Annotated in this window: 19 protein-coding genes; 15 read left to right on the forward strand and 4 right to left on the reverse strand. The window is 76.7% G+C overall.

The genetic code is table 11. The annotated features are described in order from the left end of the window. Window positions 1-151: 151 nt before the first annotated feature. The 4 genes from lanL to ACZ4UX_RS09015 all read left to right on the forward strand — a co-directional run bounded on the left by lanL (window position 152) and on the right by ACZ4UX_RS09015 (window position 6,074). Window positions 152-3,244, forward strand: coding sequence for a class IV lanthionine synthetase LanL (gene lanL / locus ACZ4UX_RS09000; protein ID WP_465706145.1), 3,093 nt, complete (start codon window positions 152-154; stop codon window positions 3,242-3,244). Continuing rightward, complete coding sequence (locus ACZ4UX_RS09005; protein ID WP_465706146.1) at window positions 3,241-5,244, forward strand: S9 family peptidase; 2,004 nt, start codon at window positions 3,241-3,243, stop codon at window positions 5,242-5,244. Before lanL ends, ACZ4UX_RS09005 begins: the two co-directional genes overlap by 4 nt. 137 nt (window positions 5,245-5,381) lie before the next feature. Then, window positions 5,382-5,525 carry a VenA family class IV lanthipeptide gene (locus ACZ4UX_RS09010; protein ID WP_153882823.1) on the forward strand — a complete coding sequence of 48 codons (144 nt, stop codon included), beginning with the start codon at window positions 5,382-5,384 and terminating at the stop codon, window positions 5,523-5,525. Between the two features lie 369 nt (window positions 5,526-5,894). Beyond that, window positions 5,895-6,074, forward strand: a complete 180-nt coding sequence (locus ACZ4UX_RS09015) for a hypothetical protein (RefSeq protein ID WP_329487407.1) — start codon at window positions 5,895-5,897, stop codon at window positions 6,072-6,074. Window positions 6,075-6,190: 116 nt separating this feature from the next. On the opposite strand, the gene ACZ4UX_RS09020 is transcribed toward ACZ4UX_RS09015, so the two are convergent. Further along, the gene (locus ACZ4UX_RS09020; protein ID WP_465706147.1) at window positions 6,191-7,288 is read right to left on the reverse strand and encodes an alcohol dehydrogenase catalytic domain-containing protein; all 1,098 of its coding nucleotides are present in this window, start codon (window positions 7,286-7,288) and stop codon (window positions 6,191-6,193) included. A gap of 152 nt (window positions 7,289-7,440) precedes the next feature. On the opposite strand from ACZ4UX_RS09020, the gene ACZ4UX_RS09025 reads away from it, so the two are divergent. From ACZ4UX_RS09025 to ACZ4UX_RS09045, 5 genes are all read left to right on the forward strand, one after another. Then, window positions 7,441-8,844, forward strand: coding sequence for a M48 family metallopeptidase (locus ACZ4UX_RS09025; protein WP_465706148.1), 1,404 nt, complete (start codon window positions 7,441-7,443; stop codon window positions 8,842-8,844). Between the two features lie 91 nt (window positions 8,845-8,935). Then, on the forward strand, window positions 8,936-9,589 hold the full coding sequence (locus tag ACZ4UX_RS09030) for a class I SAM-dependent methyltransferase (protein ID WP_465706149.1): 654 nt from the start codon (window positions 8,936-8,938) through the stop codon (window positions 9,587-9,589). A 246-nt stretch (window positions 9,590-9,835) separates the two neighbouring features. Beyond that, complete coding sequence (locus ACZ4UX_RS09035; RefSeq protein WP_465706150.1) at window positions 9,836-11,092, forward strand: hypothetical protein; 1,257 nt, start codon at window positions 9,836-9,838, stop codon at window positions 11,090-11,092. A gap of 7 nt (window positions 11,093-11,099) precedes the next feature. Further along, window positions 11,100-12,116: an N-acetylmuramoyl-L-alanine amidase gene (locus ACZ4UX_RS09040; RefSeq protein ID WP_465706151.1), complete on the forward strand. Its 1,017-nt coding sequence runs from the start codon at window positions 11,100-11,102 to the stop codon at window positions 12,114-12,116. Window positions 12,117-12,326: 210 nt separating this feature from the next. Continuing rightward, window positions 12,327-13,244: a hypothetical protein gene (locus tag ACZ4UX_RS09045; RefSeq protein WP_465706152.1), complete on the forward strand. Its 918-nt coding sequence runs from the start codon at window positions 12,327-12,329 to the stop codon at window positions 13,242-13,244. Window positions 13,245-13,358: 114 nt separating this feature from the next. On the opposite strand, the gene ACZ4UX_RS09050 is transcribed toward ACZ4UX_RS09045, so the two are convergent. The 3 genes from ACZ4UX_RS09050 to ACZ4UX_RS09060 form a co-directional block, all read right to left on the reverse strand. Continuing rightward, window positions 13,359-14,438, reverse strand: coding sequence for a prenyltransferase (locus ACZ4UX_RS09050; protein WP_329487414.1), 1,080 nt, complete (start codon window positions 14,436-14,438; stop codon window positions 13,359-13,361). Beyond that, window positions 14,435-15,247, reverse strand: a complete 813-nt coding sequence (locus ACZ4UX_RS09055; RefSeq protein WP_329487415.1) for a class I SAM-dependent methyltransferase — start codon at window positions 15,245-15,247, stop codon at window positions 14,435-14,437. Before ACZ4UX_RS09055 ends, ACZ4UX_RS09050 begins: the two co-directional genes overlap by 4 nt. A 127-nt stretch (window positions 15,248-15,374) precedes the next feature. Further along, window positions 15,375-16,685, reverse strand: a complete 1,311-nt coding sequence (locus ACZ4UX_RS09060; protein ID WP_352289552.1) for a glycosyltransferase family 4 protein — start codon at window positions 16,683-16,685, stop codon at window positions 15,375-15,377. Between the two features lie 235 nt (window positions 16,686-16,920). Here ACZ4UX_RS09060 and ACZ4UX_RS09065 point away from each other — a divergent pair, with 235 nt between their 5' ends. The 6 genes from ACZ4UX_RS09065 to ACZ4UX_RS09090 all read left to right on the forward strand — a co-directional run bounded on the left by ACZ4UX_RS09065 (window position 16,921) and on the right by ACZ4UX_RS09090 (window position 24,159). Next, window positions 16,921-17,553, forward strand: coding sequence for a TetR family transcriptional regulator (locus tag ACZ4UX_RS09065; RefSeq protein ID WP_465706153.1), 633 nt, complete (start codon window positions 16,921-16,923; stop codon window positions 17,551-17,553). Between the two features lie 434 nt (window positions 17,554-17,987). Next, window positions 17,988-19,253, forward strand: a complete 1,266-nt coding sequence (locus ACZ4UX_RS09070; protein ID WP_465706154.1) for a prenyltransferase/squalene oxidase repeat-containing protein — start codon at window positions 17,988-17,990, stop codon at window positions 19,251-19,253. Window positions 19,254-19,387: 134 nt separating this feature from the next. Next, a complete protein-coding gene (locus tag ACZ4UX_RS09075; RefSeq protein ID WP_465706155.1) occupies window positions 19,388-20,059 on the forward strand; it encodes an SCO2322 family protein in 672 nt (223 codons plus the stop codon). A 421-nt stretch (window positions 20,060-20,480) separates the two neighbouring features. Then, on the forward strand, window positions 20,481-21,650 hold the full coding sequence (locus ACZ4UX_RS09080; protein WP_465706156.1) for a CbiQ family ECF transporter T component: 1,170 nt from the start codon (window positions 20,481-20,483) through the stop codon (window positions 21,648-21,650). Further along, complete coding sequence (locus ACZ4UX_RS09085) at window positions 21,647-23,260, forward strand: ABC transporter ATP-binding protein (RefSeq protein ID WP_465706157.1); 1,614 nt, start codon at window positions 21,647-21,649, stop codon at window positions 23,258-23,260. The genes ACZ4UX_RS09080 and ACZ4UX_RS09085 overlap by 4 nt, the downstream gene beginning before the upstream one ends. An 11-nt stretch (window positions 23,261-23,271) precedes the next feature. Next, entirely contained in the window at window positions 23,272-24,159 is an 888-nt protein-coding gene (locus tag ACZ4UX_RS09090) for an ECF transporter S component (RefSeq protein WP_465706158.1), read from the forward strand. Window positions 24,160-24,290: the final 131 nt, after the last annotated feature.

The raw sequence follows: 24,290 nt of genomic DNA on the forward strand, positions 1-24,290 counted from the left end.
GCGTCGCGCGGTGCCGGAGCAGTGGGCACCGGCGGGCGCCGGCCGAGACGAAGGGATGTGAATGCGGATGGGGGCGGGCACATCGCTGCGTACGGCCGGGGGGAACGGATCGGCGGGCCACCGGCCGGATGCGGCCGGCGGGTGGCCGGAGGTGGCGCGGGCGGCACTGGCCGGCGCCGGGGGCCGGGGAGGCGACGGGGACTGGGAGGTCACCGTCGAGGGCTTCTGGTGCACGGCCGGGCCGGCCGCGGCGGAACTGGCCGACGAGGGCTGGAAGATCCATGTCAGCGCGGCGTCGGCGGTCGGCCGCGCCGTCCTGACCGCCGTCACCGGGGTACTGGCCGGTGACCCCTGCACCTTCAAGTTCGCCGCCGGACCGGAGCAGCTGCACGAGATCAACTCGCGCAACAGCGACCGGGGTTCGGCGGGCAAGTTCATCACCGTCTATCCGGCGGACGCGGAGCAGTTCCGGCGGCTGGCCGCCGCGCTGCACCGGGCCACCGACGGCCTGCCCGGGCCGGTGGTGCTCTCCGACCGCCCCTACCGGCCGGGCAGCCGGGTGCACTACCGCTACGGCGCCTTCGCGGCCCGCGCCGAGCTGGGGAACGACGGCGGCTACCGGTCGATGCTGCGCGGGCCGGGCGGCGAGCGGGTCGAGGACGTGCGCGGAGCCTCGTACCGCTGCCCGCCGTGGGCACGCGACCCGCTGGCCGAGGGGCCGGCGGCTCCCCCGCGGGACGGCACGGCGCCGGGGCGCGGACCCGGGGCGACCCGGCCGGCGGCGCCCCGGCGCGGCACCGGCGGGGTGCTGCTGGCCGGACGGTACGCCGTCACCGGGGCGATCCGGCACAGCGCCAAGGGCGGCGTCTTCCTGGGCCGGGACACCGACGGCGGCGCCGAGGTGGTGGTCAAGCAGGCCCGCGCGCACATCGAGGTGGACCGGGCCGGCACCGACGCCCGGGCGGCGCTGCGGCACGAGGCCGCGCTGCTGACGCGGCTGGAGGGGCAGGGCCTGGCGCCACGACCGGTCGAGCTGATCGAGCAGGACGACTCGCTGTTCCTGGTGCAGGAACGCATCACCGGGCAGCCGCTCGGCAGCTGGGTGGCGGCCCGGCTGCGCCGGGACGGCAGCCCCGACGTGGACTGGGCCGAGGCCGGACCGCTGGCGCACGCCCTGCTCGACCTGGTCGAGCGGGTGCACGGGCTGGGGCTGGTCCTGCGCGACCTCTCCCCCGGCAACGTGCTGGTACGGCCGGACGGGTCGCTGCGGCTGGTCGACCTGGAGCTCGCCGCCGAGGCGGGCCGGGCGGCGGGCTCGGCCGGCACCCCCGGCTACCGGGCCCCCGAACAGGGGCCGGGGCGCCTCGCCCTGGTCCCGGACCCCTTCGACCCGGCGGGCGCGGGCCGGTCGCGGCGGGACTCGCTCGGCAGGGACGCCCTGGGCGCCGGCCGCACCGTCCGGGAGGGCACCTGCGTGGCCGAGCCGGCGGTCGACCTGTACGCGCTCGGCGGGCTGTTCTTCCTGCTCGCCACCGGTCACGACCCGCTGCTGCCCGAGGACCTGCCGCGGGCCCGGCCGGTCGCCGACCGTCTCGGCCGCTGGCTGGCCCTCGCCGCCCGCTCGGGCGCCACCGCGCGGCGGCTCGCGCCGGTGGTGCTCGGGCTGCGGGCGCAGGAGCCGGAGCGGCGCTGGAGCCTCTCCCGGGTGCGGTACGCCCTGACGGGCGCCCCGGACGACCCGGGCGCGGGGAGCACGGCCGCTGCGGGACCGGCGGGCGCGGGCGACGTGACGGGCGCGACCGACGCGCCGGCGGACCGGGGCGTCGCAGCCTCGGCGGACGACGCGGTGGACGGCCCGGCGGACGGCCGCACCGGCCCCACCGCCCTGGTCGACCGGGTGCTGCACGACGGGCTGCGCCACCTCGCCCTCACCGCCACCCCGCTGCGGCGGGACCGGCTCTGGCCCGCCGTACCCGCCGGGCAGTGGTCCGACCCGTGCAACGTGCAGCACGGCGCCGCCGGCGTCCTCGCCCTGCTCGCCCGGGCCGCCGTGGCGGACGGCCTGCCCGCGGAGGTCCGCGAGGAGTCCCGCCGGACGGCGCGGACGGCCGTCGAGTGGATCGAGCGCCGGTGCGCCGCCGAGCCGGTCGTGCTGCCGGGTCTGCACTTCGGGCGCTCGGGCGCCGCCTGGGCCCTGCTGGACGCCGCCGAGGCGCTGGCCGACGACGCCCTCGCCGGACGCGCCGCCGGGCTCGCCCGCCGGATAGCCGTCGAGTGGCCGAACCCGGACGTCTGCCACGGCGCGGCCGGCGCGGGCTTCCTCCAGCTGCGCTTCGCCGCCGACCCCCGGACGGCCGCACCCGGGGCGGCCGGGGAGTTCCTCGCCCGGGCCGCCCGCTGCGGGCACGGCCTGCTGGCCGCCGCCCGGCCCACGCCGGAGGGGGTGGTCTGGCCGGTGCCGAAGGAGTTCGACTCGGCGCTCGCCGGGATCACCCACCTCGGGTTCGCCCACGGGGTCGCGGGCGTCGGCGCCTTCCTGCTGGCCGCCGCCGGGGCCACCGGCGACCGGGCTCTGCTCGACGGCGCGGCCGAGGCCGGGCGCACGCTCGCCGCCACCGTCCGCCGGGAGCACGGCGGACAGTACGGCGGACAGCACCGCGGGCCGTTCGACGGACCGAACGACGGGTGGTACGGCGAGGCGGCGGTGGCCGGGAGCGGTGACCGGGCCGACACCCGCCCGACGGCCTGGTGGCCACAGGGCGCGGGCGACCCGGAGCACGTCCGGCTGGCGCACTGGTGCAGCGGATCCTCCGGCGCGGGGACGTTCCTGCTCCGGCTCTGGCAGGCCACCGGTGACGGGACCGCGCACGAACTCGCGCTCGCCGCCGGCCGGGCCGTGCTGGCCGGGCGCTGGCACTGCGGCGTCAGCGCCTGCCACGGCCTGGCCGGCAACGGCGAGTACCTGCTGGACCTGGCCGCCGCCACCGGCGAGCCGGAATTCCGCTCCGGGGCCGAGGAGTTGGCCCAGCTGATCGCCGCCAGATCGGCGCTCCGCGACGGCCTGCTGGTGCTGCCCGACGAGACCGGCACCGGCTGCGCGGCCGCGTACGGCACCGGGACGGCGGGCGCGCTGGCCTTCCTGCTGCGCCTGCGGCACGGCGGCCCCCGGCTCTGGGTGGACCCGGTGCCGCCCACCCGGGCCGGCGGACCGCCCCCCGGATCCGACGGGGTGAGCACCTCGTGAACGTGGCCGTCCGCTCCGCGACGCAGGCCCTGCGCCGCCTCAGCTTCACCTTCGCCACCGACGGCAGCCACGCCGCCTGCCTGGCCTCCGCGGCCGACGGCGGCTGGTACGCCGAGAGCTGGTCCCTGCCGGCCTCCGGTCCGGCCGCACCGACCGCCCTGGCCCTGCCCGGCAACCGCGCCGAGAGCCTGCGCTGCCAGCTGGTCGCCCTGCCGGACGGTTCGGTGCTGGTCTGCCGGCACGACGGCGAGCGGCACGACCTGGTGACGCTCTCCGCCGCCGCGCCGGGCAGCGAACCGGTCACCGTGGAACGGCCGGTGGCCACCCTCAGGCGGCCCGGGATGCGGCTGCTGCCGCTCCCCGCGGCCACACCGCCCGACGGCACCCGCACCCCGGTCGCGCTGGCGCTCGGCACCGACACCCGGCCCGGCACCACGGTCTGGCTGGTGTACGCCGACGGCGGCGAGCCCCGGCAGGTCGCCGAGATCCCCGGCCTGCACGGCGGCGGCGTCTGGCTGGACCGCACCGGGGCCCTGCTGGCGCTCGACCGGGTCGACGCGGGCGTCGTGCGCACCGTCGTACTGGACCTGCGCACCGGCACGGTCACCCCGCTGCTGGAGATCGGCGAGCGCAGCAACGACCGGCTGGTCCTGTACGACCCGGAGACCCGCTTCGCGATGGTGCGCAGCGACGCCCCCGGCACCGACCGGCTGGGCTGGGGCCTGCTCGGCGGCGGCGAGCCGCTGCGGTTCCCCGAATGCCTGTACGTGGCGGGCATGTTCCTGCGGCCGGTGGCGCTGCGCACCACCCCGGACGGGGCCCGGGTGGTCGTCCAGATCGACCACGGCGCCGGCTCCGCGCTGGCCGTGTGGCGGCCCGCCGCCGGGCGGCTGGACCCGCTGCCGGTGCCACCCGGGCGGCTCGGCGCGGTCGGGCACTGGTCGGACGCGGGGCTGCGCATGCCGTACTCCTCGCCCGAGCACCCGGCCGCCCTGGCCACCCTGGACGTGGACACGCTGCTGGCGCACGGTCCGATCGCGGCAGCGCCCGGACCGGTGCCGCTGCCCCTGCAGTTGGCGCCGCTCGGCTCCGGTCTGCCCGGCCCCTGGCGGGACGCCGCCCTGCCGTGGCAGCCCGGCGGATCGCGGGCCTCCCGCGGCTCGCCCGCCGGCTGGCAGCTGGACGGCAGCACCCCGCCGGGCGACGGCGGGCGCTGGCACTCCGCGCAGAGCATCGAACTGGCCGGACCGGCCGGTCCGCTGGAGGCCGTGGTGTACGGCGGAGACGCCTGGCTGAGCAGCCCGCACCTGGTCCTCGCCCTGCACGGCGGCCCGGCCGACGCCTGGCGGCTGGAGTTCGACCCCGCCCTGCAGCGGATGGCGGCCGGCGGCCTGGCCGTGATCGCGCCGAACCAGCGCGGCTCCACCGGCTACGGGGTGGCGCACGCGCTGGCCATCCGCGGCGCCTGGGGCGGGCCGGACCTCGACGACGTCCTGTACCTGCTGGACGGCATCGCGGGCCAGCGCGCCGCCCTCGGCCTGGAGCCACCGGCCCTGTTCGGCGTCAGCTACGGCGCGTTCCTCGCCCTGCTGGCGGCCGCGCACGCGCCGGCCGAGCAGGTCGCGCGCTGCGCGGTGGTCGCACCGTTCCTGTCCGGCGCCCGACTGCTGGCCGAAGCGGCCACCCCGGTCAGGGCGTTGACCACCCGGCTGGGCGGCGGCGAGTCGATCGCCGACGCCCGCGGCCCGCGCGACGTCCTCCAGCTCGCGCACCGGCTCCGCGCACCCCTGCTGATGGTGCACGGCGACCGGGACGAGGTCGTCCCGGTGAGCCAGTCCCGCGCGCTGCGCCACGAGTTGCTGCGGATCGGACGCACCGAGGGCGCCGACTTCCGGTACGTCGAGGCGGCCGGGGCCGGACACGAGGTGCTGGCCGAGGAGGGCGCGGCCGTGCTGCACGAGCTGCTGGCCGGCTTCCTGCGCACCGGTCGGCCGGGCTAGCCGCCCGATCTCACAGACTCCCGGGCCCGACGGCCCGGGGCGGTACCCGGGACGGCGGATGGAGGCCGTTCCGGGAACACACCGAGCGCCCGTACCGCAGGTCGCGGCGGGCGGCAGAACAAGGGGAGGACCCGATCATGGAGAACATGGTGGACTTCGAGACCGACCTCGCGGCGCTGCAGGAGCTGCCCGAGACCGAGTCCGTCGAGCTGACCGGCCACGGCGGCGGCTGCCAGTACACCTGCCTCATCCTGACCTGTCTGATCTTCACGATCAGCTAGTCGCGGGGCCGGTCGACCGGTGATCCGCGTGCGCCGCGCCCGCCTGTCCGGACAGGCGGGGGCGGCGCCGCCCGTTCCCGGCACGGGTCTCGTCACCCCCGCCACGGCGACCTCCTGGGCCTGCCGCCGCGCTACCGCGAACCGGTCGGCCACCGGCTGGGCCCGTCCGGTCCGCGGGCGCCCGCGCCGCTCCCCGGGTGCCCCTCGTGATCTCGATAGGATCCCGCGCGTTCCGGCCGTTAGGGTGGCCGGGGCGCGGGCCGTGATCACCGGCCCTGGCGCGGTCCAGGCGCCCGGTCACGCGCCCGACCGCGTCCGCGGTGCCAGCCGGCGCCGAACCACCCGCCCCTCGCACGGAAGACGATTTTGATGTCCGACACCCTCACCGACACCACCGGACCCGCGATCACCGGGACCGACGCCGACGGGACCACGGCCGAGGACAGCGCGTCGCACGGTCGCCACCGGGGCCCCTCCGCCCCCGACGACAGGCCCGAGGCCGATCCGCACGGCCGCCACCGCCTCGGCCTGGGCGCCGCGCGGGGCTGACCCAGCCCCGCCGTCCTTCGTGACAGGGCCCGCCGCGTGCGCCGGCGGGCCCTGTCGCGTCACGGCGGCCTCCCGGGCGGTCCCGGTCCCGGCTCCACCGCCGACGCCCGCGCCGCTCAGTCCAGCGTGACGACCGTGCGCAGCGCCTCGCCGCCCCGCATCTGCGCGAGGGCCTCGTTGACGTCCGCCAGCGGGACCCGGTGCGTGACCATGCCCGCGAGGTCGATCCGCCCGGCCCGCCACAGCTCCACCACCAGTGCCATGGTGCGCGGCACGGAGGCACCGCCGTACAGCGAGGGCAGCAGCCGCTTCTCGTTGAAGAAGAGCTCGCCCATGGTGAACTGCGCGCGGTCGTCCTGCGCGCCGGCGCCGATCACCACGACCGCGCCCCCGCGCCGCGCCGCGTCGTACCCGGCCCGGACGGTGGCCGAGCGGCCGACCGCCTCGAAGACGTAGTCGAACCCGCCGCCCGGCAGGGCCTTCGCGGCGGCCTTCAGCTCCTCGGGTGCCAGCGCCTCCGTGGCGCCGAAGGCCAGTGCCCGCTCCCGCCGCGAGGCGACCGGGTCCACCACGGCGATCCGGCCGGCGCCGCAGACCCGGGCGCCCTGCACGGTGGCGATCCCGACGCCGCCCGCGCCGATCACCGCGACGGAGGCCCCGGGCTCGACCCGGGCGGTGTGCACGGCGGCGCCGATGCCAGTGGTCACCCCGCAGCCGATCAGCGCGGCCAGTTCGTAGGGCAGGTCGGCGGGGACGGTGATGACGGCGTCGCGGTCGACCACCACCTCCTCGGCGAACGCGCCGGTGCCGTAGAAGCCGGAGGCCTCCACCGGCTCCCCCGAGACGCCGTCGCCGCCGAACCGGAAGCCCGGCGCGCCGAGCCGGCGCAGGCTCGCGACGCAGAGGTGGCCCCGCCCGCGCTCGCAGTGGGCGCAGCGGCCGCAGGGCGCCATCCAGCAGAGCACCACGCGGTCGCCGACCCGGACGTCGGCCACGCCCTCGCCGACCTCCACCACGTCGCCGGCGCCCTCGTGGCCGGGAACGAACGGCGCGGGCTGCGGCAGGACGCCGTTCATCGCCGACAGGTCCGAGTGGCAGAGGCTGGCGGCCCGCAGGCGGACCCTCACCTTGCCGGGGCCGAAGCCGGTCGCGACCACGTCGTCGCGGACGTCGAGCGTGTCCTGGCCGGTCTTGTGCAGGATGGCTGCGCGCATGGAGCTTGCTCCCGGTTCGCCTCGGTCGGTGGTCGGGGCCGATTCTGGCACGACGCACCCGGGCGGAGTAGAACACGTTCCATTCGGCCCGGGACCACCGGCCCGTGACACGGTTGGCCTCCGGCGTCGCGCCCCTGGCATGATCACCCGCCGTGTCCACACCCGTCAGACCCACGCCCGCCGGGGCCGCGCCCACCGCCACCACCCCGGACGCACCCGCCGCCACCGGCGCCGCACCGCAGGACTGCCCGCGCTGCGCCGCCCCCGTCGACGCCGACCCCCGGTTCGCCGTCTGGTGCCCGCAGTGCGAATGGAACCTGTCTCCCGAGCCGGCGGACGCGCCCGCCACCACCCGCCGGGCCGTCGCGGCCGCCCGGCACGCGGCGGCCGCGACGGCCCGGACCGACCGGCTCTACGAGGACATCGCGGCCGGTCGGCCGGCCACCGTCGGGCAGCGGGCCTGGCTGGCCGCCTCGCTGATCGCCGGCGTGGTCCACCTGGCCACCGCGGCCCTGTGCGGCTGGGGCCTGTGGCTGCTCGTCACCGGCAACACCCCGCTCCGCTGTCTGGGCGCGGCCGTGCTCGGCCTGGTGGTCCTGCTCCGGCCCCGGCTCGGCCGGACCCCGCGCGGCGAGGGCGTGCTGGACCGTGCCGAGGCGCCCGCCCTCTACGGCCTGGCGGACCGCGTCGCCGCCGAGGTGGGCGCCGGGCCGGTCGGCGTGATCCGGGTCGACGGCGCGTTCAACGCGAGCATGGGGGCGGTCGGGCTGCGCCGACGGTCGGTGCTCACCCTGGGCCTGCCGCTCTGGGAGGTGCTCGGTGAGCAGGAGCGGATCGCCCTGCTGGGCCACGAGTTCGGCCACCGGGTCAACGGCGACCACCGGCAGGGCCTCTGGCTCGGTTCGGCGATCCACGCGCTCGCCCACTGGTACGACCTCACCCGCCCGCGCGGCCACTACCGGGACGCGGTGGGGCTGGAGCTGCTGTTCCAGCTCACCGACCTGCTCCTCGTCGTCCTGCTCGGCGGGGTCGCCCGGCTGCTGCTGGCGGTGCTCCGGCTGCTCGACCGGCTGACCTCGCGCGCCGGGCAGCAGGCCGAGTACCACGCGGACACGCTGGCCGCCCGCACCGCGTCCACCGGGGCGGCCCGGCGCCTGCTGCGGACCCTGCTGCTCGGCCGGGCGGTGGAGACGGCGGCGGCCCGGGCACGCGCGGAGCTGCAGAGCCGGCCCCGCGCGTCGCGCCGCGGTCCGCAGCCCGCCCCGGCGGCGCCGTCCACGCGGCCGGCGACCGCCCCCGAGGCGTTCTGGGAGCGGCTGCGCGACCAGGCCGCCGACGTCCCTGCGCTGGAGCACGAGCGCCTGCTGCGCCGCTCCGCCCTGGAGCGGGGCGCGGTGGACCCCACCCACCCGCCGACCCACCTGCGGCTCGCCCTCCTCGACCGGGGCCCCGAGCTGCCGGCCGCCGTCACGACGACGCCCGCCGAGACCGCCGCCATCGCCGCCGAGCTGGCGCCGCACCGCGTCCGCATCGCGCGCACCCTGCTGGCCGGCTGAGGATCCGCCCGGGACGGGCGCCGCGGCCTACCGTCCAGTAGGGTCCGACGGCGAGCACGAGCACCGAATCACCCGGCAAGGGAGCTGCACCATGTCCGACCTCCTGGAGAACCCGCGCCCCGCACCCGAGGTGCTGGCGGCCTTCGAGGGCGCGACCGGGTTCATGCCGGTGGACGAGGGCCTCGCCCTGTACGCGGCGGCGCTGACGGCGGCCCGGCGGACCGGGCTGCCGGTGCTGGAGATCGGCACCTACTGCGGGCGGTCGGCGATCCTGCTGGCCGCCGCCGCCCGGGAGGCGGGCACGGTGGCGCTGACCGTCGACCACCACCGGGGCTCCGAGGAGCAGCAGCCCGGCTGGGAGTACCACGACCCGACGCTGGTGGACCAGGAGGTGGGCCGGATGGACACGCTCCCCCGGTTCCGCCGCACCCTGCACGCGGCCGGGCTGGAGGACCACGTGGTCGCCCTGGTCGGCCGGTCGCCGCAGATCGCGGCGCTCTGGGGCGGTCGGCTCGGCCTGGTCTTCATCGACGGCGGCCACACCGACGAGCACGCCACCGGCGACTACGAGGGCTGGGCCCGCCACCTGGCCCCCGACGGCCTGCTGGTGGTGCACGACGTCTTCCCCGACCCGGCGGACGGCGGCCAGGCGCCGTACCGGGTCTACCTGCGGGCGCTCGCCGAGGGCTTCGAGGAGGTCTCGGTGACCGGCTCGCTGCGGGTCCTGCGCCGCTCCCGCGGCTGAGCGACCGGGCCGCTGAGCCCCGCCCGGCCCGGCCCTTCGAGCGCCGCCGTCGAACGCCGCGCTCGAACGCCGGGGCGGCCCGACGAGATCGCCGGACCGGCCCCCCAGCCGATCACGGATGCTCTAACGTCGTGCCGGGGCTGTCGGGCGGGGGTTCGAACGGTACGGTGTCCGCGCGGCGCACGCGCGCCGACGACAGCGGCACAGCACCAGGCAGAGCGACCGGGCGGACGGTGGGGGCCAGCAATGACGGACCAGCAGAACACCGCTCCGGCGGTCTGGGATCCGACCGCGCGCGGCGGCGCCGGCGGCTGGGTGCGCGGACCGCAGCAGCCCGCCCCCGGCGCGGCCCAGCCCCCGGCCGCTCCGCCCGCCGCCGCCCGGCCGGTTCCTCCCGCGCCCGGCCGCCCCGGCGAGGCGCCGCAGCCGCCCGGCCCGTCGCCCTTCCCGCCGCAGCCGCCCACGGCGGGCGGCGTCGGCGACCAGGGCCCGCCGCTGGCCGCCCGCCCGTACCTGGCCGGTGGCCAGGGCCACCCCGCCCCGCCCACCGGACCGCAGCCGCCCGCGTCCGGCTTCCCGGGCCACGCGGCCCCCCAGGGCCCCGCCGGCGGCGGCTACGGCTACCCGCCGCCGCCCCCGGCCCAGCCGCAGGCCCAGCCCCCGTACGACGCCGGCCCGTACCCCCAGCAGTACCCCGGGTACCCGGCCCAGCAGTACCCGCCGTACCAGCAGCCGGACTACGCCACGGACTACGAGGACCTCGACGCCGAGGACCGCCCGGCCAACCGGCGCGCGCCACTGCTGATCGCCTTCGCGCTGCTGTTCGTCCTGGCCCTCGGCGGCGGCATCCTGTGGGCCGCGAAGGGCAAGGACGACCCGGCCGACCGGAGCGCCGCCCCGGCTCCCTCCGCGAGCGCCGGCCAGAGCACGGCCGGGAACCCGCCGCCCGCACCGGGCCCCGACGGATCGTCCGGCGCGCCGAGCCCCGCCGCCACCGACACCGCGTCCGCCTCCGCGAGCCCGACCGCCGGCGCGGCCGGGCCGGGCGCGCCGGAGCAGGCCAAGGCCCTGGACGAGCTGCTGACCCAGGGCGAGAGCGCGAAGGCGCCCATCGGCAGCGCGGTCGCCAAGGTGAGCAGCTGCCCCGCCAAGGCCGACATCGACAGCGCCGCGCAGGTCTTCGACAGCGGCGCCAAGCAGCGCGACCAGCTGCTCGCCAAGCTCGCCACGCTGACCGTCACCGACCTGCCCGGCGGCGCGGACGCGGTGCAGTCGCTGAAGTCCGCCTGGCAGCTGTCCGCCGACATCGACCGGGCGTACGCCAGCTGGGCCCGCGCCGTCTCCGCCCAGGGCTGCTCGGGCTCGGCCCCGAACACCGCCGACAAGAAGCACGCGGACGAGCTCAACCCGCAGGCCACCCAGGCGAAGCGGGACTTCGTGACGAAGTGGAAGGCGATCGCCGACCCGTACGGCCTGACCGCGCGCACCCAGGACAGGATCTGAACCACCCGTGACCCGCACCACCGCCGCTCCGCACGACGAACCGCCGCGCCGCTCCCGGCTGCTGCGCACCACCACCGTGGCCGCCGTCCTGGTGCCGCTCTGCCTGGCCGGCTGGCTGGGCTGGCAGGCCGTCGCCGACCGCGGCCGGGACGACACCGGGGCCGCCCACGCCGCCGGGGCCGCCGCCCCGCCGTCGGGGCCGTTCTCCGCGGCGCCGTTCTCCGCACCGGCGGACACCTCCCCGTCGGGGGCCCCCACCGCGTCGGCCGACCCGCCGACGGCCGCCCAGGCCGCTCCGACAGCCGACCCGACGACCGCTCCGACGGCCTCGGAGAGCGCCGGGTCCGCCACCGCGCTGGCCGGGCGGACCGTCCTGCTCGATCCCGGCCACAACCCCGGCAACGCCGCGCACACCGCCGAGATCAACCGTCAGGTCGACATCGGCAACGCCCGCAAGGAGTGCGACACCACCGGCACCTCCACCAACGCCGGGTACAGCGAGGCCGAGTACACCCTGGACGTCTCCCGCCGGGCCCGCGCGATCCTCACCGCCCGGGGCGCGACGGTCGTCCTGGTGCAGGACGGCGACCAGTCCTGGGGCCCGTGCATCGACGCGCGCGCGAAGGCGGGCGCCACCACGCACGCCGACGCGGCGGTCTCGGTGCACGGGGACGGCGGCCCGCCCGGCGGCAGCGGGTTCCACGTGATCATGCCCGCCAAGGTCGTCGCGGGCACGGCGGACAACTCCGCGATCGTCGCGCCCTCGCACCGGCTCGGCCTGCTGCTGCGCGACAGCTTCCACGCGGCGACGGGCGAGCCGTACGCCGACTACATCGCGAGCCAGGGCCTGGACACCCGATCCGACCTCGGCGGGCTGAACCTCTCGACCGTGCCCAAGGTGTTCATCGAGTGCGGTAACATGCGCAATTCGACCGACGCCAAAAGGATGACGGACCCTCAGTGGCGCCAGCAGGCCGCCCAGGGGATCGCCGACGCACTGACGGCCTTTCTGACCACGCGGTAGCCGGCCCGGGCGGCCCGGCCCGCGCCGCCGGAAGGTGGACAGCATGGGACCGGGCGCGCGCAGTTTGCAACGACTTCGCCCCATTCCCGAGCCCGCTGTGCACCCGCGAGGCGGTTGGCCCTAGGCTTCTGGTCCGTTCGGAGTTTTCCGGACCGGTCAGCCGACCGCGAGATAACCGCCGTCCACGACACACCAACGAGGGGAACGTTAGTGAATCTGCGCGCTCTCACCAGGGGAGACGCCGCCGTCGCAGGTGCGGCCGTCCTGCTCTTCATCGCCTCCTTCCTGCCGTACTGGACCGTGGACTGCAGTGGCAGGTACTGCGGCGACACGTCGCAGAACGCCTGGGACAGCGTCCTGTTCCCCGTGCTACCCTCGGTCTTCCTGCTCGGCATCCTCTCCGCCGTGCTGATCCTGGTGCAGCGCTTCCAGGGCGCCGCCGCCGCCACCCGCCAGGTGCTCGGCCTTCGGCTGGACCAGTGGGGCATCGCGTTCGCCGTCGCCGCGCTCTGGACCTCGATCTGGGCCCTGGGCGGTGGCCCGAAGGGTCTGGACCACGGTTTCGGCGCCTGGCTGGCCGTCATCTCGCTCCTGGTCCTCGCCGGTGCCGCCGCGGCCGGTCCGCTGGTGCCCGCGCTGAAGGCCCCGCTGGTCACCGACAAGCCGGCCGTCCCGCAGGGCTACCCCGGCGGCTACCCGGCCCCGCAGCCGGGCCAGCCGGGCCAGCCCGGCCAGTACGGCTACCCGGCCCCGGGCCAGGACCCGCAGCAGGTGCAGTCGCCCGCGTTCGGCGGCCAGCCCGGCGGCTACGGCTACCCGGCCCCGCAGGCCGGCCAGCCGCAGGACGCCGCCCAGCAGCAGGCCGCGCACCAGGCCCCGGCGCCCACCCAGGCGCAGCCGGCCCAGGCCCAGCAGGCTCCGGCGCCCGACTTCGCGCCGTTCTGGTTCGCCGTCCCGGCGCCGCGCCAGCTGTCCCCGAAGGACAACCCGGCCGGCGCCCCGGTCGGTGAACTCGTCCCGGGCACCTGGTACCTGGCGGTCGAGCAGCGCGGTGCCGCGCTGGTCGCCCAGCTCCAGGACGGCTCCCAGGGCTTGCTGGCCGACACCAGCGGCATCCAGCGCGGCTGACGCACCGCCACGCACGACGAAGGGGCGGGACCGGAGTTGATCCGGTCCCGCCCCTTCGTCGTACGTGTTCGTCGTGCGTGCGCCGCGGCGTGCGGGCGGGTCAGCGGCGGCCGTTCAGCAGCAGTCCTGGACCACCAGCCCGGTGGGCAGCTGGTCACCGCCGAAGACCGTCACCGTGGCCGGGTCGCCGCCGAGCGCCGCGACGGCCAGCAGCAGCGCCCCCGCCGTCCAGGTGGTGCGCTCCTCGGGCCAGATGGCGTCGTCCTCAAAGACGTAGCCGGTCCAGTACGAGCCGTCGCTGTGCCGCAGGTGCTTCTGGATCCAGCGCAGGATCTCGACCGCGCGGTCGGACTCGCCGACCGCCCAGAGCGCCATGGCCAGTTCCGCGCTCTCCCCGCCGGTCACCCAGGGGCGGTCGCTGACGCAGCGCACCCCGAGGCCGGGGACGACGAAGCGGTCCCAGTCCCGTTCGATCCGCTCCAGCGCGGCCCGGCCGCGCAGCGCGGTGCCGAGCACGGGGTAGTACCAGTCCATCGAGAAGCGGTCCTTGTCCAGGAACCGCTCGGGGTGGTGCGCGATGGCGTGCCGCAGCCGGCCGGCCGCCAGCTCCCAGTCGGGCTGCGGCTCCTCCAGGTAGTCGGCGACGGCCAGACCGCAGCGCAGGGCGTGCAGGATGCTGGAGGAGCCGGTCAGCAGCGCCTCGTCGGGCGCCTCGCCGTGCTCGTCCACCCGCCAGGAGATCGGACCGCCCGGCAGCCGCAGGCCGACGATGAAGTCGAGCGCGCGCCGCACGACCGGCCAGATCCAGTCCAGGAACGCGTCGTCCCCGGTGCTCAGGTGGTGGTGCCAGACGCCGACCGCCACGTAGGCGCAGAAGTTGGTCTCCTTGGCCGCGTCCGAGACCGTGCCGTCCGGGACGTCCTGCCCGTACGCGTAGGCGGCGTACCAGGAGCCGTCGGGGTTCTGGTGGGCCGCCAGCCAGCGGTAGGCGGCCTCGGCGGCGGCGTGCTCGCCGGCGGTGTCCAGGGCCATCGCGGCCTCGGTGTGGTCCCACGGGTCCAGGTGGTGGCCGGTGAACCACGGTATCGCGCCGTCGTCCTGCTGCTCGGCGAGGATGCTGCGGACGGTCCGGGCGGCCTGCTCGGCGTCGAGCACCCCGTCCAGCAGCAGCGCCTCGGGGACGGCGGCGGTCACTCGCCCGCCCGCCCGGCGTCGGCGCGGTCCGCCGCCTCGTCGGCGCGGCCGGTGGCGGGCTCGACGAGGTCCGCCACGGGCTCGGCGCGGTTCGGCTTGGAGGCGTAGGCGACGAAGCTCTTGCCGATCACCGGGTTGAGGGCCTTCTCGGCGGCCTTGGTGAGCTTGCTGATCACCGGGGTGCCGACGATGTCCCAGACCAGCAGCTGGTGGTAGGCCTTGACCGGCAGCGCCTTGTCGTTGTCCACCCCCACCGCGCACTTGATCCACCAGTAGGGCGAGTGCAGCGCGTGCGCGTGGTGGGTGCCGTACGGCTCCAGACCGGCGTCCTTGAGCTTGTCGAGCAGCTCGTCGCCCCGGTAGATCCGGATGTGGCCGCCCTCGACCTCGTGGTACTCGTCGGAGAGCGCCCAGCAGATCTTCTCGGGCAGCCAGCGCGGCACGGTGACGGCCAGCAGCCCACCGGGCTTGAGCACCCGGAACATCTCGTTGAGCACGCCCTTGTCGTCGGGGATGTGCTCCATCACCTCAGAGATGATGATCTTGTCGAAGTACTCGTCCTCGAACGGCAGGGCCAGCGCGTTGCCCTCCATCGCGACCGCCGACGCGCCCTCCGGAGCCTCGCCGGCCTCCGCCATGGCGGCGAACCACTTCTTGACCTCGGCGATCTCCTCGGCGCTCTGGTCGAGGGCGGTCACCCGGGCCCCGCGCCGGTAGCACTCGAACGCGTGCCGCCCCCCGCCGCAGCCCAGGTCGAGCACCCGGTCGCCGGGGGCGAGCGGGAAGCGCGAGAAATCAACGGTCAGCACTGCGGGCTCCCATTCCTCTGGTACCAAACGTTTGTGACGCCGGGCCGGTCCCGGCCGGGCCGGCCGAGTCCGGCGGAGCGCCGGATCCGCCCGGGGCGGGTCCGACGCGGACGGGTCCGGCGACCCGTCAGGCCACGTACCGCCAGCCCGGACCGGACCGGGCCCGCCGCCCGGCACCGGTGGCGATCGCCGCCCGGTAGCTGTCGGCGGTCAGCGCGGCGGCCCGCTCCCAGGTGAACCGGGCGAGCACCCGCTCGCGCCCGGCCTCACCGAGCGTGCGACGCAGCGCCGGATCGTCCAGCAGCCGGCCGAGCGCCGCCGCCAGCGCACCCGCGTCGCCCGGCGGCACCGCGAGACAGGTCTCGCCGTCCGGCCCGGCCACCTCGGGGATCGCCCCGCCGGTGGTGGCGACCAGCGGCGTACCGGTGGCCATCGCCTCGGCGGCGGGCAGCGAGAAACCCTCGTAGAGCGACGGCACGCAGGCCACTTCGGCCGAGCGGTACAGGTCGACCAGCTCCCCGTCGGTCAGGCCGTGCCGGAACTCGATGAACCGCTCCAGCCCGAAGCGGCGCACCGCCTCGGCGACCGGCCCCCGCTCCTTCTGCGGCTTGCCGACCACGACCAGGTGCGCGTCCCGCTCGGTGCGGACCTTGGCCAGCGCCTCGACCAGGTGGACCAGGCCCTTGAGCGGGACATCGGCGCTGGAGGTGGTGACGATCCGGCCGGGCACCCGGGCGACCCGCTCGGACGGCGACCAGAGCCGGGTGTCGGCGCCGATCGGCACCACCGAGACGGCGCCCGGCGAGGCGCCCAGGTGCTCGGCGATCTCGCGCTTCGAGGTGCCGGAGACGGTGATGATGCTGTCCAGCCGGGCGGCCACCCGGCGCTGCATCCGGGTGAACGCGTACCAGCGGCGCAGCGACAGCCGGCGGGCCAGGCTCGGCGCCGCGTCCAGCTCCAGCTGCCGGTCCACGGTGATCGGGTGATGGATCGTGGTCACCAGCGGGAAGCCGTGCCGCGCGAGGCCGAGCAGCCCGTACCCGAGGGTCTGGTTGTCGTGCACCACGTCGTAGCGGCCCTTGTGCAGCGCGAGGTACTGACGGGCGCGCAGCGAGAAGGTCAGCGGCTCGGGGAAGCCGCCGGTGCGCATGGTGGCGAACTCCAGCAGGTCCACCGGGCCCCGGTACTCGGCGAGGCCCGGGGTGCGGAACGGGTCGTCGGCGCGGTAGAGGTCCAGGCTGGGCAGCTCGACCAGGCGGACCGAGCCGGGGCCCTCGACCTCGTCCAGGACGGGGTAGGGCTGGGAGCCGATCACGTCCACGTGGTGGCCGAGGCGCGCCAGCTCGCGGGAGAGGTGCCGTACGTAGACGCCCTGGCCGCCGCAGAACGGGTCGCCGCGGTACGACAGCAGGGCAATCCGCAGCGGCTGCGCGGTCATCGTCGGCTCCCGTCCTTGCTGAAGTCTGTGCTGCCGGTCGCTAAAGTAGATCAGGTTTCAGTGCGGTGTGGAGTTCGCCCGTGACCATGTGAACAATGAGAGACCTCGAAGATACCGGCCCGTAGCTTCTCCTCAGATGCCAGGGCTGGTGATTCACGCCACGCCGGAGCACTGCCGGAGCGTCCGCCGGACCGGCCGGAGCACCCCCCGTCACTCTCGCGCCCCGGGAGCACCCTTGCCACCGCCCGTCACCTCCGTGCCCGCCGCCGCCCCCGGGCCCGCCGGGCAGTCCGCCGACCCGCCGCTGACCGCCCGCCAGGCCGAACGGCGGCGGCGGATCCTGCGGGCCGCGACCGGGCTGGCCGCCCGCGGCGGGTACGAGGCGGTGCAGATGCGGGAGGTCGCCGAGGGAGCGCAGGTGGCGCTCGGCACCCTGTACCGGTACTTCCCGTCCAAGGTCCATCTGCTGGTCGCGGTCATGCTGGAGCAGTTGCAGGGCCTCCAGGAGCAGGTCCGACGGCATCCGCCGGCCGAGCAGGACGCGGCCTCGCGGGTCGCCGAGACGCTCACCCGGGCGTTCCACGCGCTCCAGCGCGAACCGCTGCTCGCCGAGGCGATGGTGCGGGCGCTGTCGTTCGCCGACCGCTCGGTGAGCGCCGAGGTGGACCAGGTGAGCTCGGCCACCGGGCAGCTGATCCTGGACGCGATCGGCCAGTCCGGGCCGCCGACCGAGAGCCAGCGTGCGGCCGTCCGGGTGATCGAGCACACCTGGCACTCGGCGCTGGTCTCCTGGCTCTCCGGGCGGGCGTCGATCGCCGAGGTCCGCGCCGATCTGCACACCGCCGCGCGGCTGCTCACGCTGCCCTGAGCGCGCGCCCGCGGGCGGGGCGGGGAAGGGGCAGGGAAGTGGAACCTGTTCTCGGGGCGCGGGCGGGACCGGTCGGGGTGGGCCGGGGTCGGTGGTTCCGGGGCTCGGGTGGGTTCGGGCTGGGGTGGCTCCGGGGTCCGGGCGCGGTCGGCGCCCCGACTCCTCCGCGCGGCGACCGGAGGCACGGCGGTCACGGTCGCGGCGGCTAAAGTCGACGGGCAGGACAACTCCATCCCGCTTCTCCTCCGGGGAAAGCCGGCGCGAATCCGGCACTGACCCGCAACCGTGAGCCCGGCGCTGGACGGCCGGGGCAGTCGGAGTGCCCGGAGAGAGGCGAGCGGCCATGCCGGGCACCCCCGTGCCCGGCACCGTCGAGGTCTACGGAACGGCCCACCCGGGCCACCCCACCGCTCATCGAAAGGCTCAACCCCACCATGCTCACCGCCGCCCGTCTGGGCGCCGCAGCCCTGTCCGCCGCCCTGCTGGCCGGCGCCGCCGCCGCACCGGCCCTCGCCGACAGCCCCACGGCCGGCGCCACCGCGCCCGTCCCCGAGGGCCTCTACGGCAAGAGCGACCCGACGTACGACGGCGTGTGGCGCCAGTCCCTCGCCCTCACCGCGCTGGCGGGCGCCAAGGTGACCCCGGCCGACTCCGCCGTCTCCTGGCTCACCGGCCAGCAGTGCGCGGACGGCGGCTGGCCGTCCTACCGTGCGGACGCCTCCGCCGCGTGCGACCCCAAGACCGAGGACAGCAACGCCACCGCCGTCGCCGTCCAGGCCCTGGTCGCGCTCGGCGGCCACCAGGACTCCGTCGACAAGGGCGTCCAGTGGTTCAAGGCCAACCAGAACGCGGACGGCAGCTGGGCCTACAACCCCGGCAGCCCCGGTGACGCCAACTCCACCGGTCTGGCCGTGAACGCCCTGCTCGCCGCCAAGCTGGACCCGGCGGCCGTCGCCAAGGCGGGCCGGAGCGCCTACGACGGGCTGGCGCTCTTCCAGCTCGGCTGCGCCGCCCCCGCCGACCAGCGCGGGGCCTTCGCCTACCAGCCCGACCCGGCCGGCGCGCTCGCCCCGAACGCCCTGGCCAGTGCCCAGGCCACGCTCGCCGCGGCGGGCGGGAAGCTGCCGGTCACCAACACCAACCGGACGGACGCCGCGCCCAAGGCCCTGCCCTGCGCGAACGGCTCCACGGAACCGCTCGTGGCGCGCGCGGACTCCGCCGAGGCGGCCGGCGCCTACCTCACCGCCCAGCTCGCGGCCGGTGACCAGCACCTGACGCTGACCCTGCCCGGGGCCGCCCCGACCCCCGACTACACCGCCACCGCCTGGGCCGCGCTCGGCCTGATCCAGAGCGGGCACCCGCAGCAGGCGACCGGCGCGGTGGACTGGCTGGCCAAGGAGGGCGGCACCTGGACCAAGGGCGGCACCGACGCCTCGGCCACCGCCACCCTGCTGCTGGTCGCCCAGGCCGCCCAGCGGGACCCCGCCGCGTTCGGCGGCGACCTGGTCGCGCAGCTGACGGCGCTGGGCCCGGCGCCCAAGGCGACCGGTGCGGCCTCCGCCCCCGCCTCCTCGGCGCCGGCCGAGAAGAAGAAGGACGGCGGCTTCGGCCAGTGGTGGGTGATCGGCGTCGGCCTGCTGATCGGCATCGGCGGCGGGCTGCTGCTGAGCCTGCAGCGCAGGCGGGGCCAGAAGCTGTGACCACCCCCGGCACCCCCCGGGCCACCGCCCCCGCCGCCGATGCCGACGATGCCGGTGTCGGTCGCGCCGGTGTCGGTCGCGCTGGTGCTGTTCGTGCCGGGCGGGCCTGTGCCGACCCCCAGCGGCGTCGGCGGGTGGTGGCCGCGGTCGTCCGGTTCCTCGCCGGACTGATCGCCGGGGTGCTGATCCTGCTGGTCATCGGCGCGGCGCCCGCGCAGGCCGCCGGGTACCGGTACTGGTCGTTCTGGAAGTGGTCCGACGGCGCCTGGGGCTACCAGCAGCAGGGCCCGGCCGTGTACGTGCCGCAGGACGGGGGCGTGGACGGGTGGCGCTTCGCCGTCAGCCCCGACGGCGGCCGGGAGGCCGCCCGGCCCGGTGCCGCCGGGGACTTCGCCACCACCTGCGGCGGTACCGCCGAACAGCCGGGGCGCAAACGCATCGCCGTGGTCCTGGACTTCGGCACCGCCGCCGACTCCCCCGGCGAGACCCCGCCCGGACTCCGCACGGCCTGCGCGGTCGTGCCCACCGGTGCCAACTCGGCCGAGGTCCTGGCGGCCGTCGCCCCACCACTGCGGTACGACACCAACGGCCTGCTCTGTGCCATCGCCGGCTATCCGAAGGCCGGCTGCGGCGACCAGCTCGGCGCGGTGAACAAACCGGCCGCGAACGGTGCGGGGGACGGTTCCGGGGGCGGCTCCGCCGACGGTGACCACGGCAGCGGCCCCGACATCGGCCTGATCGCCGGGGCCGTCCTGGTCGCCACCCTGGCCGCCGGTGCGGTCTGGCAGGCCCGCCGTCGCCGCTGAGTCGGGCCGAATATGTAGACCGGTCCACCTATGTAGACCGGTCTGCATAGAAGGGGTGCCGGGCCGGGCGCGCACCACGCGCCCGGCCCGTCAGCCCAACCCGGCCCCCGGGCCGGACCGGGCCTAGCGGGCCCCCAGCCCTACCCTGGGCCGGACCGAGACCTCTATACCGACCGGTCTACATAGAGAGCAGCCCGTCTCAGTAGACCGGTCTACATATACCGACCGGTCTACAGAAACCCCGGGCCCCAAGCGAAAGCAGAGCCCCGCCCGCAGAAACGTGGACAAGGCCGCAGGAAGCGCCCGGAGTAGAAAGTCGGCCCGGCCGACTTCCTACTCCGCCCCCACCCCCGCACCTGCACCCACACCTGCACCCGCCCTCCACCCTCTCCCCCACCCGCCCCGACCTGGACCCCACCCCGTGACCACACCCCGCGCCCCCGGCCAGCCCCGCCCCCCGCGCCGCGCCCGCCTCCCCCGGCCTCCCCGCCGCACCCCGCGCGCCGCCCGCACCCCGCTCGGCCCCCGCCAACTGCACCCCGGCGCCTGGTGGCTGTGGGCACTCGGCCTCGGCGCGGCCGCCACCCGCACCACCAACCCGCTGCTGCTCCTCCTGCTCGCCGCCGTCGCCGGCTACGTCGTGGCCGCCCGCCGCGGGGACGCGCCGTGGTCCCGTTCCTACGGCGCGTTCCTCCGCCTCGGCCTGGTGGTCCTCGGCATCCGCCTGGTCTTCGCGGTCCTGCTCGGCTCCCCGATCCCCGGCACCCACGTCCTCCTCACCCTCCCCGAAGTACCGCTGCCCGCCTGGGCGCAGGGCGTCCGGATCGGCGGCCGGGTCACCGTCGAGGGCCTGCTCGCCGCGCTCTACGACGGGCTGCGGCTGGCCACCCTGCTGGTCTGCGTCGGCGCCGCGAACGCCCTCGCCAGTCCGACCCGCCTGCTGCGCACGCTGCCCGGCGCGCTCTACGAGGCGGGGGTGGCCGTCGTGGTCGCGATGACCTTCGCGCCCAACCTGGTCGCCGACGTGCAGCGGCTGCGCGCCGCCCGCCGTCTGCGCGGGCGCACCGACCGGGGCGTGGCCGCCGTGCTGAGCGTCGGACTGCCCGTCCTGGAGGGCGCGTTGGAGCGTTCGGTCGCACTGGCCGCCGCGATGGACACCCGCGGCTTCGGCCGCACCACCGACGTCCCGCCCCGCCTCGCCCGCACCACCGCCGCGCTCACCCTGTCCGGCCTGCTCGGGATCTGCCTCGCCGCCTACGGACTGCTCACCGCCGGCGGTGCCGGCTGGGCGGCGCCCGTCCTGCTGCTCGGCCTGGCCGCGGCCTTCGCCGGTCTACTGCTCGGCGGCCGCCGCTCCCCCCGGACGCGCTACCGCCCCGACCCGTGGGCCCTCCCCGAGTGGCTGACCGCCGGATCGGGCGCCGCCGTGGCCGCGTTGACGATCTGGCTCTCCGCCCTCGATCCCGCCGCCTTCGCCCCGACCGTCGTCCCGCCGACCGCTCCCGCCCTGCCCCTGACCGCCGTCCTCGCCGTACTGATCGGCCTGGTACCGGCGTTCGTCACCCCGCACCCGCCCCGGAGGGCCTCGTGATCACCTTCGAGCAGGTCTCCGTCCAGTACGCCGACGCCGAGGCCCCGGCGCTCGGCGGCGTCGACCTGACCGTCCCCGAAGGGGAGCTCTGCCTGCTGGTGGGCCCCTCCGGCTCCGGCAAGTCCACCCTGCTGGGCACCGTCAGCGGCCTCGTCCCGCACTTCACCGGCGGCGTGCTGCACGGCCGGGTGACCGTCGCCGGGCGCGACACCCGGGAGCACCGGCCGCGCGAACTCGCCGACCTGGTCGGCACGGTGGGCCAGGACCCGCTCGCCCACTTCGTCACCGACACGGTCGAGGACGAACTCGCCTACGGCATGGAGTCGCTGGGCCTGGCGCCGGACGTGATGCGGCGCCGGGTCGAGGAGACGCTCGACCTGCTCGGCCTCGCCGAGCTGCGCGACCGCGCGCTCGGCTCGCTCTCCGGCGGCCAGCAACAGCGCGTCGCCATCGGCTCGGTGCTCACCGTCCACCCGCGCGTCCTGGTCCTGGACGAGCCCACCTCGGCCCTCGACCCGGGCGCCGCCGAGGAGGTGCTGGCGGTCCTGCAACGCCTGGTCCACGACCTGGGCACCACCGTCCTGATGGCGGAGCACCGGCTGGAGCGGGTCGTGCAGTACGCCGACCAGGTCCTGCTGCTGACCCCCGGCGCCCCGCCCGTCCTCGGCGAACCGGCCGAGGTGATGGCGCACTCACCCGTCCACCCGCCCGTGGTCGGCCTCGGCCGGCTCGCCGGATGGACCCCGCTGCCGCTCACGGTCCGCGACGCCCGCCGCAAGGCCGCCACCCTCCGCACCCGACTGGACGGCCTGCGCCCCGCCGCCGCACCCACCGACCCGGCCGCCGCCCCGCTCGCCACCGCCGACCGCCTCGCCGTCAAGCGCGGACCCGTCCCGGCTCTGCGCGGAGTGGACCTCGCCCTCCATCCCGGGGAGATCACGGCACTCATGGGCCGCAACGGCGCCGGCAAGTCCACCCTGCTCGGCGCCCTGGTCGGCCTGCACGCCCCCGCCGCCGGCAGCGTCCGGGTCGGCGGCCGGACCCCGCACCGCACCCGGCCCGCCGAGCTGATCCGCCAGGTCGGCCTCGTCCCGCAGGACCCGCGCGACCTGCTGTACGGGGAGAGCGTCGCCGGTGAGTGCGCCGCGGCGGACGGCGACGCGGGCGCCGATCCGGGTACCTGCCGCGCCCTGGTGGAGCGGCTACTGCCCGGCATCGCCGACGCCACCCACCCGCGCGACCTCTCCGAGGGCCAACGGCTCACTCTGGCACTGGCCGTGGTGCTCACCGCCCGGCCGCCGCTGATCCTGCTCGACGAGCCCACCCGGGGTCTCGACTACGCCGCCAAGGCCCGCCTGGTGGAGATCCTGCGGACGCTCGCCGCCGAGGGCCACGCCGTCCTGCTCGCCACCCACGACGTCGAGCTCGCGGCCGAACTCGCCCACCGCACGGTGATCCTGGCCGACGGAGAGATCGTCGCGGACGGCCCGACCCCGGAGGTGGTGGTCTCCTCCCCCACCTTCGCCCCGCAGGTCTCCAAGATCCTCGCGCCCGGGCCCTGGCTCACCGTCCACCAGGTCGAACGGGCCCTCGCCGGGAGCGCCGAATGAACCGAAGCCGAATGCCCCGAAGCCGAACGAACCCAAGCCGGACGAACCGCACCCCGCGCGCGGGGAACCGCCCCGTCCCCCTCGGCCGCCGCTCGATCGCCACCCTGCTGCTCACCTCCTCGGTCGGCGTGGCCGCCTTCGGCTGGCCGCTGCTCGCCGCCACCGACTCCGCCCTGGTGGGCCACTCCACCGACGCCCCCTGGCTGTTCGCCCTGCTCCTGCCGCTCCTCCTCGCGGTGGTGATCGCCCAGATCTCCGAGGGCCGCACGGCCGGCGGCGGCGCGCCGGGACTGGACGCCAAGTCGGTCGCCCTGCTCGGCGTCCTGGCGGCGGCGGGCGCCGCGCTGCGCCCGCTCGGCGCGGGCACCGCCGGCCTGGAGCCGATGTTCTTCCTGATGGTGCTCGCCGGGCGGGTCCTCGGCCCCGGCTTCGGCTTCGTCCTCGGCTCGCTCTCGATGTTCGCCTCCGCGCTGCTGACCGGCGGGGTCGGCCCCTGGCTGCCGTTCCAGATGCTCGCCATGGGCTGGGTCTGCCTGGGCGCCGGCCTGCTCCCGGGCACCGCCACCCTGCGCGGCCGCCGCGAACTCGCCCTGCTCGCCGGCTACGGCGCCGTCGCCTCACTGCTCTACGGCACGGTGATGAACCTCCAGGGCTGGCCTTATATCGCCGGCCTGTCCGGCTCGATCTCCTTCGTCCCGGGGGACGACGTGAGCGCCAACCTGGTCCGCTTCGCCGCCTACTGCCTCACCACCTCCCTCGGCTGGGACCTCCCCCGCGCCGTCCTCACCGTCGTCCTCTGCCTCACCCTCGGCACCACCGTCCTCCGCGCCCTCCGCCGAGCCACCCGCCGCGCCGCCTTCGCCGCCCCGGTCGAGTTCCGCCCACCGCCCACCCCCTGAACGGTGGTGGGGGGGGGGGGGAGGGGGGGGGGAGGAGGGGGGAGGGGGGGGGGGGGGGAGGAGAGTGGGGGGGGGGGGGGGGGGGTGGGCGGACCAGTGAGGAGGGGATGGGGGTGGGGGGAGGGGCTCCC

Source organism: Kitasatospora sp. NPDC028961 (genome assembly GCF_055564815.1).